The organism is Serratia sp. X3 (genome assembly GCF_014982455.1).
GTDB lineage: Bacteria > Pseudomonadota > Gammaproteobacteria > Enterobacterales > Enterobacteriaceae > Serratia > Serratia ureilytica.
Window position 1 is genome coordinate 1,272,818 of the sequence record NZ_JADCNB010000001.1, and the last position, 14,688, is coordinate 1,287,505.

Annotated in this window: 9 protein-coding genes and 1 pseudogene; 3 read left to right on the top strand and 7 right to left on the bottom strand. The window is 58.5% G+C overall.

Annotated features, from left to right (window positions below):
• Position 1: 1 nt before the first annotated feature.
• The 3 genes from IMX17_RS05910 to IMX17_RS05920 are packed head-to-tail and all read left to right on the top strand — an operon-like array spanning position 2 to position 5,321.
• Positions 2 to 454, top strand: a complete 453-nt coding sequence (locus tag IMX17_RS05910; protein ID WP_046898354.1) for a hypothetical protein — start codon at positions 2 to 4, stop codon at positions 452 to 454.
• Entirely contained in the window at positions 451 to 3,141 is a 2,691-nt protein-coding gene (locus IMX17_RS05915) for a response regulator (protein ID WP_046898355.1), read from the top strand. The genes IMX17_RS05910 and IMX17_RS05915 overlap by 4 nt, the downstream gene beginning before the upstream one ends.
• Positions 3,138 to 5,321 carry a glycoside hydrolase family 2 protein gene (locus IMX17_RS05920; protein WP_052759957.1) on the top strand — a complete coding sequence of 728 codons (2,184 nt, stop codon included), beginning with the start codon at positions 3,138 to 3,140 and terminating at the stop codon, positions 5,319 to 5,321. Before IMX17_RS05915 ends, IMX17_RS05920 begins: the two co-directional genes overlap by 4 nt.
• Positions 5,322 to 5,332: 11 nt before the next feature.
• Here IMX17_RS05920 and IMX17_RS05925 read toward each other — a convergent pair whose 3' ends face one another.
• The 7 genes and pseudogenes from IMX17_RS05925 to IMX17_RS05955 all read right to left on the bottom strand — a co-directional run bounded on the left by IMX17_RS05925 (position 5,333) and on the right by IMX17_RS05955 (position 14,463).
• Positions 5,333 to 7,111 (bottom strand): sensor domain-containing phosphodiesterase, encoded by a 1,779-nt coding sequence (locus IMX17_RS05925; RefSeq protein ID WP_182264468.1) that lies wholly within the window; start codon positions 7,109 to 7,111, stop codon positions 5,333 to 5,335.
• Between the two features lie 4 nt (positions 7,112 to 7,115).
• Positions 7,116 to 8,996 (bottom strand): diguanylate cyclase domain-containing protein, encoded by a 1,881-nt coding sequence (locus IMX17_RS05930; protein WP_046898357.1) that lies wholly within the window; start codon positions 8,994 to 8,996, stop codon positions 7,116 to 7,118.
• Between the two features lie 40 nt (positions 8,997 to 9,036).
• Positions 9,037 to 9,489 (bottom strand): ATP-binding protein, encoded by a 453-nt coding sequence (locus IMX17_RS05935; RefSeq protein ID WP_193549452.1) that lies wholly within the window; start codon positions 9,487 to 9,489, stop codon positions 9,037 to 9,039.
• A gap of 25 nt (positions 9,490 to 9,514) precedes the next feature.
• Complete coding sequence (locus tag IMX17_RS05940; protein ID WP_089194747.1) at positions 9,515 to 9,856, bottom strand: STAS domain-containing protein; 342 nt, start codon at positions 9,854 to 9,856, stop codon at positions 9,515 to 9,517.
• 27 nt (positions 9,857 to 9,883) lie between these two features.
• Positions 9,884 to 11,033, bottom strand: a pseudogene (locus IMX17_RS25435) (PP2C family protein-serine/threonine phosphatase).
• 99 nt (positions 11,034 to 11,132) lie between these two features.
• Positions 11,133 to 12,020, bottom strand: a complete 888-nt coding sequence (locus IMX17_RS05950) for a hypothetical protein (protein WP_227414466.1) — start codon at positions 12,018 to 12,020, stop codon at positions 11,133 to 11,135.
• A 1-nt stretch (position 12,021) separates the two neighbouring features.
• A complete protein-coding gene (locus tag IMX17_RS05955; protein ID WP_193549453.1) occupies positions 12,022 to 14,463 on the bottom strand; it encodes a glycogen/starch/alpha-glucan phosphorylase in 2,442 nt (813 codons plus the stop codon).
• Positions 14,464 to 14,688 lie beyond the last annotated feature (225 nt).

Consider the following 14,688-nt stretch of genomic DNA (forward strand, 5'->3'; position numbering starts at 1 on the left):
CATGGGGATTAACTATGAAGAGCTGTTCAATAACAGCTACAGCCGCATCACTCAGGGCGATAAAGGCGATCGGTTCTTCGCCCATTTCTACGCGTTGTTTATCGGCAGCACCGAGGATCTCAATTCACCGGGCAGCATCGCCCAGCGGCTGGAAAAGCAGAAAATCATCTATAAAACCTTTTTCTACATGCTCTCGGTCGCCAACACGCATATCGTGGCGGATTACCTGGTACAGGTAACGCAGGAAGGCAGCCCGCAGGGCCTCAACCTGCCGCCGTCGATTTATGCGCTGTGGCGCAAAGCCGTGCTGCAAACCGTGCGGGACCTCGATCCTGAATGCGATGAAGAGATCCTGACCGCGTGGGCCATCGTGCTGGCGCCGGGGCTCGAGTTCATGCGGCGTCAGGCCGAATTGCATCACAATCCCGCCGCGCAGTCGGGGCTACCGGGATGAACAAGCCGACGCTGCTTTCCGCGCTCAACGCACCGCCTATCGCGCTGGCCATTTATGACGCCGAAGAGCGGTTGGTCTACTGGAACCGGCGCGTGAACGACTATTATCCGGGGCTGGAACCTTGGCTGAGCGTCGGGCTTACGCTCGCCGACGTCTTGCGCAAGATGATCGATATCAGCTATCCGGCGCTGCATGACGAAGCCCAAAAGCGCATGGCGGCTTCTTTACTGGCCAACTACCGCCGGCCAGACCATTACGAGGTGAGACGGATAACCGATCGCACCCTGTATATCCAGCACCAGCGAACGCCGGAAGGCGGCGTGATCAGCTCCCACACCGATATCAGCCGCTATGCCGACGTCATCAAGGCCGAACAGCGGCTGCACAGCGATTTTATCCTGGCGGCGGAAACCTCGCGCATCGGCATTTGGGAGTGGGATTTGGCGACCGACGAATTGCAGGTCAACGACGCGTTACTGCTATTGCTGGAAATTCCTCGCACGCATTCGACGCTTTCCGGCTCACTGTGGGCGCAGGCCTTTCCGGCCGACGATCTGGCGCATTTCACTCAGTGTATCCTTCAGGCGAACCAGGCTATCTTGCCGATTTTCGCCTGCGAAGTGAAAGTGCAGCGCGCAGACGAGCGGTACGGTTGGGTATCGCTGCAGGGCCAGATCGTGCAACAAGGCCTTAAAGGCGAAGTACAACGGGCGATCGGCACCCTGCAGGACATTACGGAATACAAAGAAGCGGAAGCCTCATCCCGCCAATCGGTTGAGATGGCCAAAGCGGCCAGCCTGGCGAAAAGTGAATTTCTCGCCAATATGAGCCACGAAATTCGCACGCCCATGAACGGCATTCTCGGCATGACCCAACTCTGTCTTGAGACCGAGTTGAATCATGAACAGCGCGACTACATCTCAATGGCTTACAGTTCCGCGCGCGCGCTGTTGAAAATTATCGATGATATTTTGGACTTCTCCAAAATCGAAGCGGGCAAGATCAGCCTGGATCCGGAGGACTTCTCTCTGCGGCCGTTGGTGCAGGAGATCACCCGCCCGCTGACGCCCAAGTTCTCCGAAAAAAACGTCGAGCTGCTGGTGGATATCCACCCTGACGTCGCCGACAAGATCTTTGGCGATCCGCTGCGGTTGCGCCAGGTTTTGACCAACCTGATTGGCAATGCGCTCAAATTTACGCCTGCAGGCGAAGTGGTGCTGCGTATCGAACCGGTGGTCAACGATGCGCACCGTTTGTTGTTCAGCATCCGCGACAGCGGTATCGGCATCGCTAAAGACAAGCAGAAAGTCATTTTCGAATCGTTCAGCCAGGCGGATAACTCGACGACGAGAAAATACGGCGGCACCGGTCTCGGGCTGACGATCTCCGCCAGGCTGGTCGCGATGATGGGGGGAGAATTGCAGGTAGACAGCGACGCCGGACGCGGCAGCTGTTTCTATTTTTCACTGCCGGTGTTGTCAGGCGCGCGCAGAGAAAGCGTCGGCTGGTCGCAGACGCTGGCGGGCATCGAGGTGCTGGTGGTGGACGACAATGCCACCAACCTGCGGCTGCTGTCCGATCTGCTGCGCAATATGGGCCTGAAGCCCGTCACCGTCGGTTCGGGGAAAGAGGCGCTGGCGCTGATGAACAGCCGCGCGCCCTTCCCGCTGGTGCTACTGGATGCGCAAATGCCGGAAATGGACGGCATGGCGCTGGCGCTGGAAATCATGTCCACCCCGTCGTTGCGGCACTGCACGCTGATCATGCTGAGCTCGACGGGAAGCCGTATCGACAAGGCGGTGCTGCAAAAAGTGGGCGTTTCCTTTTTCCTGACCAAACCCATCGACGCCGGGGAACTGTTTGCCGCCATGGAACAAGCGCTGGTGCCGATGCTGCCGAAAACGGCCCTCATCGCGCCAGTTGCCCGCACGCCGGCGGTGAGCGCCAAGTCGCCCCATTATCATTTGCTGATCGCCGAAGATAATCCGGTCAACCAAAAGCTGGCGCTCAGCTTTATCGGCAAGCTGGGGCACAGCGCCGAGCTGGCCGGCAACGGCGTCGAGGCGCTGGCTCGGCTGAAAACCGCGCGCTACGACGTCATTTTAATGGATTTGCAGATGCCGGAGATGGGCGGCATCGAAGCGGTGCAGGCGATTCGTCAGGCGGAGCGGCGGCAACCGCCGGGCGAACCGACACAGCGGATCATCGCCATGACTGCTCACGCCATGAAAGGCGACAGAGAGAAATGCCTGCAGCTCGGCTTTGACGGCTATATCGCCAAGCCTATCCTGCTGGACAAACTGGCCGAAGAAATTACGCAGGTCGTCGCCGCGGCGCCCGCGCCGGAAGCCGCCTTCGACTATCCGCTCGCGCTTGCGCAGTTGGACAACGATCCGGCCCTGTTCAACGAACTGGCGACGATGTTTATCGACGAACTGCCTGGGCTGCTGCAAGCCCTGCAAACGGCGATCGACGATCAGGCATGCGACGAGATCAAACGCTGTGCGCATCGCCTCAAAGGAGAAACGCTGCACTTTGCCGGTTCGACGCTGGCGCCCTGTCTGCAAGCCATTGAGCAGGCCGCCGGCGCCCGCGATCTCGCGTCGATACCCCCACTGCAGTCGCAGTTGGCGCCGCTGAGCCGGCAGTTACGCGACGCGCTGCTCGCCATCGTGGAGGCAACATGAAGACAAGAATCTGGCTCTCGCTGGGGCTGTTGGTTTGCGCGTCAAGCCCCCTTGCCCAGACGCCGCGCAGCGTTTCTCTCGACGGCATCTGGCAATACCAGAACGCCAACCCGCCCCATGACGACCGGCAGCGCCTGACGCCGAACTGGCACCCCTTGCGAGTACCGGCGAACTGGTACAGCGACGGCGTCGATCATCAAGGCGCGCTGTGGTACCGCACGACATTCACTCTGCCGCATCTCACCCGAGATCGGTTGGCTACGCTCACTTTCGACGGCGTCGATTATCGCGCTGACGTATGGCTCAACCAACGCTTTGTCGGCCAGCATCAGGGCTATTTTCAACGTTTCCAGTTCGATGTAACCCAGGCGGCTCGCCGCGAAAACCACCTGCTGGTCAGGGTGGACAGCCCATTCGAGCGTCCCGGCAGCGTTTGGCCCTTGCACAAGCGCGCGATTAAAGGCGTGCTGTCGCAGCACGATACCCGCCCCGGCGGCGCCTGGTCGCCGCAGGGCCAGGACGCCAATTCAGGCGGCATTTGGCAACCCGTCACGCTTCGCCTCAGCCGCGGCGCAGCGATCGACAACCTCACGGCGCTGCCCGATTGGCGCCAGGGACTGGAGAAGCCGGCGCTGGACATCCGCCTCGATTATCGGGTCAATCGGCCAAGAAAAGCGCGCCTGACACTGCGCCTGACGCCGCTTAACTTCACCGGCAAAAGCTATCACCTTTCCCGCCGCGTGGTGTTGACCGGCGGCGCGCCGCTCGCCGTTTCGCTGCCGATGCCGGGCGCCGCGCTCTGGTGGCCGTACGGCCATGGGGCGCAAAATCTGTATCGCATCGAGGCAACGCTGTCCGATGCCGAAGGAATATTGGATCGGCGCACCGCACAGACCGGCTTGAGAGAAGTCCGTGAGCTGGCCTCAGGCCACGGCTGGACGATCAATGGCCGCCGCCTGTTTATTCGCGGCACCAACTATATCGGTTCACCGTGGCTCGGCAGCATGACCGCCGCGCTTTATCGCCGGGATCTGCTGCTGATGCGCGCGGCGAACATCAACGCGGTGCGGGTGCATGGGCACGTGGCCGGCCGGGCATTGTATCGCGAGGCCGACGCGCTGGGCATGTTGTTGTGGCAAGACATGCCGCTGCAATGGGGGTATGACGACAGCGAAGCCTTCGCCGCCGAAGCGGCGCGCCAGGCCGGCGACCTGCTGAAACAACGGGGCAACCACCCTTCGGTGATCGTGTGGGCCGGGCAAAATGAGCCGCCTTTCGACGCGCCGTGGATGAAACAGCGGTTTACCGACTGGACGCCCACGCTCAACCGTCGGTTGGCGCACCGCGTGGCGGACGCACTGAGCGAAGATCGCAGCCGCATCGTGCACCGTTGGTCTACCGTGGCGGAGCATTATTGGCAGGGCTGGTATTTCGGCACGATTGCCGATTTTCTCAAGCCGGCGACCAGTCCGATCATCAGCGAATTTGGCGCGCAGGCGCTGCCTCGTCTCGCCACGTTGCGCACTATCATTCCGGCGGCGCACCTGTGGCCCGCCAGCACCTCGCCTGACGACCCGGGCTGGAAGGTTTGGCAGTATCACAATTTCCAGCCCGAGCAGGCTTTCGGGCTGGCCAAGCTGTCGCGCGGCGCCACGATCGAGAGTTTTATCGCCAACACCCAGCGCTATCAGGCGGAAGGCATTCAGCTGGCGGCGGAAAGCTATCGGCGTCAACGCTATCAGCCGGTCGCCGCCCTGTTCCAGTTCATGTTCAGCGAGACCTGGCCTTCGATCAACTGGGCGGTCATCGACTATCAGCGCCATCCCAAAACGGGTTACTACGCCTTGCAACGCGCCTATCAGCCGGTACTGCCCTCCATTGAGCCTATCTCGCTCAACTGGCGAACGGGAGAAAGCGGCAAGATAGGCCTGTGGGCGATCAACGATCGCTGGCAAGATTACCCCGCCGCCACGCTGCGTTGGCGAGTGACGCAGGGAGAGCACGAACTGGCTCGCGGCGAGACGATGCTCGACCTGCCGGCGGACAGCGGCCGTAAATTGAAGGAGCTCAACCTCACGCCGCGCTCGACGCTGCCTCTGCAGGTGGTGACGGAATTGACGGACAGTCATGGCCTGCGCCTGGGTGAGAATCGTCGGCGATTTCCGGTTGGCGCGCCATGAGCGGCGTTGCCTCAGGCATTTCGCCGCTGCTGCCCGTGAATGTCGACGAGCGCGCACAGCTTTTCCAACGTCACCGCCGGTGAAAAATAGAAGCCCTGTACGACATCGCACCGATACTCGGTCAGATAGTGGAGCGACTCCAGGTCCTCCACCCCTTCCGCCAGGACTTCATAGTTGAGTTTATGCAGCATATCGATGATGCTTTGCACGATGATGCGGCTGTCCGCATCGCTCTTCAGCAGTCTTATCAGGGAGGCGTCCAGTTTGACGACGTCGGCGGGGATATGGCGCAGATAGTTTAAATTGCTGTAGCCGGCGCCGAAATCATCCAGCGCGATGCGATGCCCGTTGGCCTTGAGCGCATGCAGACAGGCCAACGCCGCGCTGCTTTCCTGAATGCGTTGCGACTCCAGGCACTCTATCTCAATGTCCCCCGCCTGCAGCCCGCGCCGGGTGATGGCTTCATTCAACCGCGCCGCAAAGTGCCGCTCGGCCAGATTGCCGGCCGTCACGTTGATCGAGATGGGAAACGCGATCCCCGCTTCACGCATCAACAACAACTGTTCAATCGACTGCGCGATGACAAACTCGGTCAACGGTTTGATCAGCGAGGTATTTTCCACCAGCGGAATGAACTCCCCCGTCGGGATCGCCCCCCAACTTTCATGCCGCCAACGCAGCAATGCTTCCGCGCCGACGATCCTGCCGCTCGCCAAATCAATCTGCGGTTGGTACTCCAAAAATAGCCCGCGATTATTTTCCTTCAGACTCTGCGCCAACTCATTAAAAATATTGAAATTATGCTTGCGCACCGCATCCTTCGGCTCGCTGTAGAGGGAGACGGCTCGCCCCTCGTCGATCGAATCATGCAGCGCGCTGGTCGCCTGGCGCAAAATCTCGGGAGGATCGGCATGCGGCGCGGAAAATAACGCATAACCGGCATTAAGTTCCAGGCGCAGCGGCACGGCGCCTCTCACTTCGTGATGCAAACGGTCGGCGCAACGCAACAGATCGCGCTTCGCCTGCGGCATGTGCTGCGCCTCGATAATGACGGCGAAACGTCCAGGCGCGATGCTGTACAGCATGCGCTCACTGAGAAACGTCTCTTTCAGGAAATGGCTGATATTCCCCAGCAGTAACTCTACCGTAGACAGGCCGAAAGAACGCGCCATCTCGTAGGCGTATTGGATATCTATCGTATCGAACAGCAATAACGCGTATTTGCCCGCGTCCGGTAAATTGCCGAGTTCACCCATCAGCCGCTGCCGATTGGGCAAGCGAGTGATGGCATCGACCAGGCCGATCTCACTCTGCGCTTCAATCAGCTCGCCGACGATGGTGGCCATGCTGCGCAGCAGTTCGACCTGACGGCGAGTCAGATGCTTTGGCTGCGAACCCACGAGGCAGAACGCGCCGATCGTATAGCCTTCGCGGGTGCACAGCGGGATGGCGGCGCAGTGGCGGATCGCCGCGGCGCCGTTGACCATGGGATCCGAGACAAAGCGTTCATCCGCATGGGTGTCCGGACAAATCAACGCCTCGCCGCTCAGACGAACGAAATTGAACAAGGGGCTGACGAAGTCGATCTCCTCGAACCCGACGTCAATGTGCTCGCGGATCCAAATCTTGCGCGTTCCGTGCAGGTAAATGAGGCAGCCCTCGGCCTGTAACAGCTTGCGAGTGATCGTCAGCACCTGATGGATCGCGTCGTCATGGCCGGCGCCCAACCCCGCCAGCGCATCGATGGCCGCCAGGCGCTCGTCTTCGTTCTTACTGAGATGTCGTAACATTGGCTCACAGCTCACAGATGGCGTAAGTGCCTTTGCCGGCGGTTTTCGCCTGATACATCGCGCCGTCGGCGCTGGCCAGCAGCATTTCCGGCGTCACGTCCCCACTCGCAGAGATAGCGGCGCCAATGCTGGCGGACAGGCAGACCTTCTGCTGACCGATCTGCGAAATACCGGCCAGCTCCGCCAACACCTTTTCGCAAAACGCGCTGACCTCAGGCCGCGGCGCTGTCAGCGGCCACAGGATCACCGTGAACTCGTCGCCGGCCAGGCGCGAGACGCTGTGCCTTTCGTCGGCGCAAGCGCTGAGCAAGTTGGCGAACGTCTTCAGGATCAGATCGCCGAAGTCATGGCCGTAACTGTCGTTCATGCCCTTAAAACCATCGAGATCGATGAACAACAGGGCCATCTGCCGCTGATGACAGCAGACTTGCAACGTGCCCGACAACCGGCGCAGAAATGCGCGTCGGTTAGTCAACCCGGTCAGCATGTCGTGCGTGGCGTCATATTCCAATCGTTGCTGCAGCCGCTTCAACTCGGTGATATCCATGGAGAGAATGTAAAAGCCCTGAGCCTCGCACGGCACCAGCGTGGTGTGGATCATCAGCAGCCCCTGCTGGGTCTGCAATTCGTTTTCGAAGCTGACCATTTCGCCCGCCAAAGCCCGCGCGATCATCGGCCGGGCCATTTGATACACGCTTTCCCCCATGAACTCGCGCACCGTCATGCCCTGCAGGCTGGCCTCTTCCAGACCAAACCAGGTCTTATAGGCGCTATTGGCGAACAGGTAGCGTTCATTGGCGTCGATTTGGCTGATTAACGCCGGCATATTGTCGGTAATGGCGCGCAGGCGTTCTTTTTCCGCACTGAGCTGAGATTCAGCGAGCACCCGGGTTTCTATCTCTTCGTTAAGCTGTTTGACCACTGCGTTAAGCTCATGCGTACGAATTTCGACGCGTTCTTCCAGCTCATGCTGCAAGGCATACAGGTCGGCCTCCGCCGCCTTGCGCTCGCTGATGTCGACGATGACCGAGATGAAATGATCCGGCTTGCCGTTCGGCAGCCGATTGAGCGCCACCGTCAGTTCCACCCATACGATCGTGCCATCGGCGCGGAAATAGCGTTTCTCCAGCGAGTAGGTGTCGATCTCGTTTCTCAGCAACTGCTGCAGTTTTTCCAGATCGGTGTCGAGATCGAGCGGATAGGTAATGTCCTGAAAGGTGCGATCCATCAGCTCGCGCTCGGAGTATTGCAGCATTTCGCAGATGCGCGGATTGACCCGCAGCCAATACCCCTGCAGCGAAACCAGCGCCATGCCCACCGCCGCCTGAGAGAAAGTCTGTTCGAATAACGCCTCCGTGCGCTGCAGATCGGATTTCAGGTTTTCGGTATAGACGTTGCGTTCGATGCTCTGCAGATACTCTTCCACCACCGCGGCGAAGTCACGCAGGTCGGCCAGTTTATCTTGAGGAAACGGCTGCGGGTGACTGTCGATAATGCATAGCGTGCCGAGCGGCAATCCGTCGAGCGACAGCAGCTGTTGCCCGACGTAGAAGCCGATGCGCGGGCCGCCGACCACCAGTGGGTTATCGAAAAAGCGCGGATCCTGCGCGGTATCGGGCACCACCAGCGCTTCGCGTTGCAGGATGGCATGGCCGCAGAACGAGATGTTGCGCGGCGTTTCCCGGACATCCAGGCCATAGCGCGATAAAAACCATTGACGATCGCGGTCGATCAGTGACACCAGCGCAATGCTGACGCCGAAATATTTCGCGGCCAGCCGCGTGATGCGATCCAGCTTTTCTACTGAGTTCGAATCCAGCACGTTCAGCGAATTCAATACCGACAGGCGTTCGGCTTCGTTTTCGGGGAAGCATGGCTCGAGCATGTTGACTCCTGTAGCGTCTCCAACGGGCGCGTCCCGCCTTTCAGGTTCGCTCGCCCATCGTATTTTTAGTCAGAATCAGCTCGTTGCGTCCGTCGGCGGTACGGTAACGAACTTTGTCCATCATGGAATAAATCAGTATCAATCCGATTCCGCTTTCTGGCCAATTTTCCAGGGCGCCGGGCTCGGGGAACGACCGTTGCTTATCCGTCACCGCCTGCAGAATGTCCGCCGGTATCGGGCGCCCCGTGTCGATGAGCGTGAGAGTGATTGCGCCGGAAGAAAGTGACATAGTCACCTCAATCGCTTGCCGAGCGTCGTAATCGACGCCGTGCCGGACGATGTTGCTGAATGCCTCGCTGGCCGCCAAATCCAGCTGATATATCGCCGCGGGATCAAGCGCGAACGGCGCCACGAAACGTTGGAGGGCACGGCTCAACGTCTCGAGGTTCTCAAGCGTCGCGCCCAGGCGCAGCGCGGTGGTGGCAGTCTCCATCAAGGCCTCCCGGCAAAGCGCCGCACTATTCGCGGGCGAGGATGTTCATCGCGTCCTGACGCGTGGCGCCGATGGTAAAAATACGGTCCATGCGGGTCAGTTTGAACAGATGCTGGATATTGCCGTTCAACGAACACAGCACCAGCTCCCCTTTGCCGTTCAACGTTTTGAGTATTGACACCAGGGCGCCCAAACAGCTGCTGTCGATGAAATCGACCCGGCTGAAGTCGAGCAGTACGTGATGGCCATGACGCTCGATCACTTCCAGCACCTGTTGCTTGAACGCCAGCGCGACGGAGGCGTCGAGACGACGCACCAGCGGCACCACGATCTCAATGTCATTTTCGGTGTGCATTTCAAAATTCATAGTCTTCCTCATCGATGTTGTCGGGAGTTATGCGGTGCGCTCTATCGCCACCAGCGAAATATCGTCATTAAAGAAACGGCCGTACTCTGCGAGCCCGTCGGACTCCGGCTGGCTCCAACTCACCAGCTCGCGCTCAACGCATTGGAAAACGGCCGAGCGCGGCTGCCTACGCTGCGCGATCAGCAACTGCTGCAGCCGCGTTTCCCCATAAAGCTCGCCTGCGCGGTTCTCACATTCACTGATGCCGTCGCTGTAAAGATAGAGCCGTTCGCCGGGCGCCAGGCAAAACTCGCTGCTCTGATATTCCGACTGTGGAAACAGCCCTACGGGCACGCCGCCGAGGCCGACGGTGCGCAGCTCGCCGTCCTGACGGATAATGAACGGCGTCGGGTGCCCGGCCTGACAGAGCGCGCCCAACCCGGTTTGCGTGTCGATAAAACCGTAGATGAGCGTGAAATAGCTGGTGATTCTCTTCGTTATCCAGGCAAAAACGCCGGTTGAGCGCAGCGACCACCTGATGTGGCGCGACGATGTTCCCGTCGACGATCAGCAATCGCTCATCGATCCGTCCGGTGAGAAACTCTCTGGCCACCGCCAGCGACAGCATCGCCGCGCTGACGCCATGGCCGGCGACATCAATACAATAGAACGCCAGATGACGGCTATCGAGCGCAAAATAGTTCAGCAGATCGCCGGAAACGTACGCGGAAGGCAAAAACATCCAGTCCGCCTGATAACCGCTGAACGCCAGCGATGCCGACGGCAACACGCTGCGCTGCAATCGCGCGGCGGCCTGCAGATCCTGCTCAATCTGTTGGTAGGCACTGCTCAGGCGCTGGTTGCGCACCGCCAGCGTGCTTTCCAGCGTCAGGACGCGTTCCGCGGCATGCAGCCGGGCGCGCAGCTGGCTCTGATTGACCGGCTTGGAAAGGAAATCGTCAGCGCCGGACTCCAGCCCCTGCACCAGATCGTCGATCGATTGGCGCGCCGTCACCAAAATGGCATAAATGTAATGGCCGAAGTCACGCTGGCGAATTTGACGGCACAGCGCCACACCGTCCATTTGCGGCATTTCCCAATCGCTGATGACGGCGTTGATGTTCTGCGTCTCCAACATTGCCAGCGCGTGTACGCCGTCCTGCGCCTCCAGCACCCGGTAGCCCCATTTGCTCAGCATGCTGCCCAGCAGGTGTCGGTAACTCCTGGAGTCATCGACGATCAGGATAGTCAGAGAGAACGCGCTGTCTTTGTCCGTCGGTTCCACAGTCACACTCGCTTAAAACGGGAGCGTCCAGCTCAGGTTGATCGTCCCGCGACGAAAATTGGCATTGGCATCGCTGCGCCACGGGTAGCGCGTGCCGGAATAGTTGTCGTAATGCACGGAAACCGCGCCCGGCAAATAGCTGGACACATAGCCGATACTGTAGGTGTAATCGTAATCCCACGGCTGCTGTTGCCGGCTATCGGGATAATAAAACGACGACACGCGCAGGAAATAGTGTTGCAGCAGCGTGTAACCGCAGCTGGCCAACAGCGAGCTTTTATTGCGCTTGATGCCGCTGTCGGCCAGAGAATAGTAACGCGGGACATAGCTATACCCCACCTGGCAAATCAGCGCGTCCTCTTTGTTGATCAGCAAGTGTTTTTCGAGGCTGCCCGGCAAGCTGAATTTATAAGCGAAAGTCCAGGCTCCCCGCTCGAAGTAGGTATGTCTGGCGCCGCTAGCGGGATAAAAATGGTTATCCTCGCTGTAGTTGCCGTACACCAGGCTGAAAGTGCCCGGATGCCAGTCATCGTAACCAAAGCTGTACACGAAGTCGGTGCTGTATTTATTGGTGTCCTGCAGCGGCACACGCACCGTCATGTTGGCAAAAAAATAGCTCATCGGTGAATACTGCATGCTCAGCAACAGGCGCTGGTTGTATTTATCATGGATCTCGGAAGCGTCCCGTCCCGTCGGCACATAAACCGGATGACGAGCCAAATCCGAGTTGTAGGTCAGCGCCGTGGAAAAAGATGACTCGCTGCCCGAAAACAGACGCGCCCAGGGGCTGGTGAATACCCTTACCGCCGGCTGGTTAGGCACGGTGTCCGCCGCCCAGCCGCAAACGCTGAACAAACAGCCGGCAAGCGGGGACAGGCGCCGAAATAAACGGGTGGTCATGTCAGTAATTCATCCCCCAAATATCCTTGGCGTAGCCGCGAATGGTGCGATCGCTGGAAAAACCGCCCATGCGCGCGATGGTCAACAGTGCGCGACGGTGCCACTGCCCCGGCTCATCGAAATCGGCCGCCGCCCGCTGCTGGGCCAGCCGATAACTCTCGAAGTCCTGAAGATGACAGAAATAGTCGCCGGTGAGCAGGATATTGCGTAACGGCGCGAACAGCTCGTTATCGGCCGAGAACAGGCCCGAAGTCAGCGAATCCACCACGCGCGCAATGCGCGGGTTGTTGAGATAATGATCGCCGCCGTGATAGCCATGGCGTCTGATATCGTCGATTTCCTCGGCGGTGGCGCCGAACAGATAGAAATTATCCGGCCCAACTGCATCGCGGATTTCGATGTTCGCTCCATCCAGTGTGCCGATGGTCAGTGCGCCATTGAGGGCGAATTTCATGTTGCTGGTGCCCGAGGCCTCGGTGCCGGCGGTCGATATCTGCTCGGACAGGTCGGTCGCGGGAATGATATGTTCGGCCAGTGAAACCTTATAGTCTTCGAGGAAAGCCACTTTCAGCTGGCCGCCGACGCGAGAGTCCCGATTAATGCGCTGCGCCACGGCGCCTATCAGCTGAATAATCAGCTTGGCCACCGCATAGCTGGGCGCCGCTTTGCCGGCGAACAGATGCACTTTGGGCGCGATAGTCTTACCGCCCTCTTTGATCTCCAGATAAAGGTCTATGACGTGCAGAATATTCAACAGCTGGCGTTTATATTCGTGGATCCGCTTCACCTGACAGTCGAACATCGCCATCGGATCGAGTTGTATGCCGTGACGCTGTGCGATTAATCGACATAAGGCGCCCTTATTCGCACGTTTTATCGCGCGTATCTCGTCGATCGCACCAATATCGTCGGCCAATTTCTCGAGCCCCGCCAACTGCTGCAGATCCGTCGGCCATTCGTCACCCAGATGCTGATGCAAAAACGCCGCCAGCGGCGGGTTGGCCTGCTGCACCCAGCGACGTGGCGTTACGCCGTTGGTCTGGTTAATGAATTTTTCCGGCGAGATAAAATAAAAGTCCGGCACCAGGCTTTTCTTGATCAACTCCGAATGCAGTTTCGCCACGCCGTTAACCCGATGACTACCGACGATCGCCAGGTTAGCCATCCGCATCTTCTTGTCGTTATCGCCCGCGAACAGGGAAAGCGACGGCAATAACTGCGGCTTATCGGGCCATCGCGCGGCAACGTGCGCCAGAAAACGTCGGTTGATCTCATAAACGATCTGCAGATGACGCGGCAGCAGTTTTTCAAACAGGCTCACCGACCAGGTTTCCAGCGCCTCCGGCATCAGCGTGTGATTGGTGAAAGCGCAGGTTCGCTGCGTGATGTCCCAAGCCTGCTCCCACGGCAGTTGGTGCTCATCGACCAACAGACGCATCAGTTCCGCCACCGCCAGGGCCGGATGGGTGTCATTGAGCTGGATCGCCACCCGCTCCGGCAGTGCCGTGATAGATGCCTCTTCCCCCGCATAATCGGCCAGCACATCGCGCAGAGTGCAAGCGACCAGGAAATACTCCTGCGTGAGACGAAGCTCCTTGCCGGTCAGAGCTTCATCGGCCGGATAGAGAATCTTCGAAATGTTCTCCGAGGCGATTTTCTCGCTTACCGCCTTGATATAGTCGCCCCGGTTGAAGATATGAATATTGAAGGAGTCTGAAGCCAGCGCGCTGTAAAGGCGCAGCTTATTGGTCGCCGAGCCCTGATAACCGGAAACGAAATAGTCGTGCGGGATCCCGACGAGGATCCGCCAGTCCATCCACATCGGGTTATAGTTGCCTTCGGCGTCTTCGCCATGTTCAACGCGGCCGCCGATCGGGATCAGCATTTGTTGGGCATGATGCTCTACCAGCCACGGCGAGCGCGTAGAGTGCCAGTCATCCGGCTGTTCTATTTGCCTGCCGTCGTGGATTGCCTGTTTGAAAAGCCCATACTCGTATTTGATGCCGTGCCCGGAGGCGGCGATATCCAATGTGGCCATCGAGTCGATGAAACAGGCGGCCAAACGCCCCAGACCGCCATTGCCTAAAGCCGCGTCGGGTTCCTCGTCCACAATGCGCTCGAAATCGAATCCCAGTTCGGTGACCGCACGCTGCATATTCGTCAACAAGCCGGTATTGATCAGGTTATTGCGCAATGACTGGCCTAATAAAAACTCCATCGACAAATAATAAAGGCGTTTCTTTTTCTCCGCCCGCTGTCTTTGTTGTGAAATTAGAAAGTCATCATATTGATAATGACGAACGGTCAGCGCCACCGCATTAAAAACGTCGCTTTCAGTTGCCGTGGGCAAGGTCACACAAAGTTGATATTTAAGGTTATCTTCAATTTGTGCACTCAATTCGCTAACGCTTGGTGCATTGGCTACAGGCTGCTTGGATTTCATTGCACTTCCTTTCAGGAATGATGTTTAACGATATATTCGTTAAACGGCAATAAGTATCAGATAAATTCTAGCGCCTTTTTTTATAATGTCTTTTTTTTACCGGATTTATTTTTAATTCAAAATGAAATGGTATGGATGTTAATTATATTAAGGCGGTTCCCGCTATCTAAATGGGGAAAGCCAAAGGGATGTGGGCGCGGCTGCGGATGATATAGGAAACATGGC

Excerpts from the sequence above, each read along its gene's own strand:
- IMX17_RS05955 (WP_193549453.1), bottom strand. The coding sequence starts at position 14,463 with ATGAAATCCAAGCAGCCTGTAGCCAATGCACCAAGCGTTAGCGAATTG.
- IMX17_RS05910 (WP_046898354.1), top strand. The coding sequence starts at position 2 with ATGGGGATTAACTATGAAGAGCTGTTCAATAACAGCTACAGCCGCATC.
- IMX17_RS05925 (WP_182264468.1), bottom strand. The coding sequence starts at position 7,111 with ATGTTACGACATCTCAGTAAGAACGAAGACGAGCGCCTGGCGGCCATC.
- IMX17_RS05930 (WP_046898357.1), bottom strand. The coding sequence starts at position 8,996 with ATGCTCGAGCCATGCTTCCCCGAAAACGAAGCCGAACGCCTGTCGGTA.
- IMX17_RS05915 (WP_046898355.1), top strand. The coding sequence starts at position 451 with ATGAACAAGCCGACGCTGCTTTCCGCGCTCAACGCACCGCCTATCGCG.
- IMX17_RS05935 (WP_193549452.1), bottom strand. The coding sequence starts at position 9,489 with ATGGAGACTGCCACCACCGCGCTGCGCCTGGGCGCGACGCTTGAGAAC.
- IMX17_RS05950 (WP_227414466.1), bottom strand. The coding sequence starts at position 12,020 with ATGACCACCCGTTTATTTCGGCGCCTGTCCCCGCTTGCCGGCTGTTTG.
- IMX17_RS05940 (WP_089194747.1), bottom strand. The coding sequence starts at position 9,856 with ATGAATTTTGAAATGCACACCGAAAATGACATTGAGATCGTGGTGCCG.
- IMX17_RS05920 (WP_052759957.1), top strand. The coding sequence starts at position 3,138 with ATGAAGACAAGAATCTGGCTCTCGCTGGGGCTGTTGGTTTGCGCGTCA.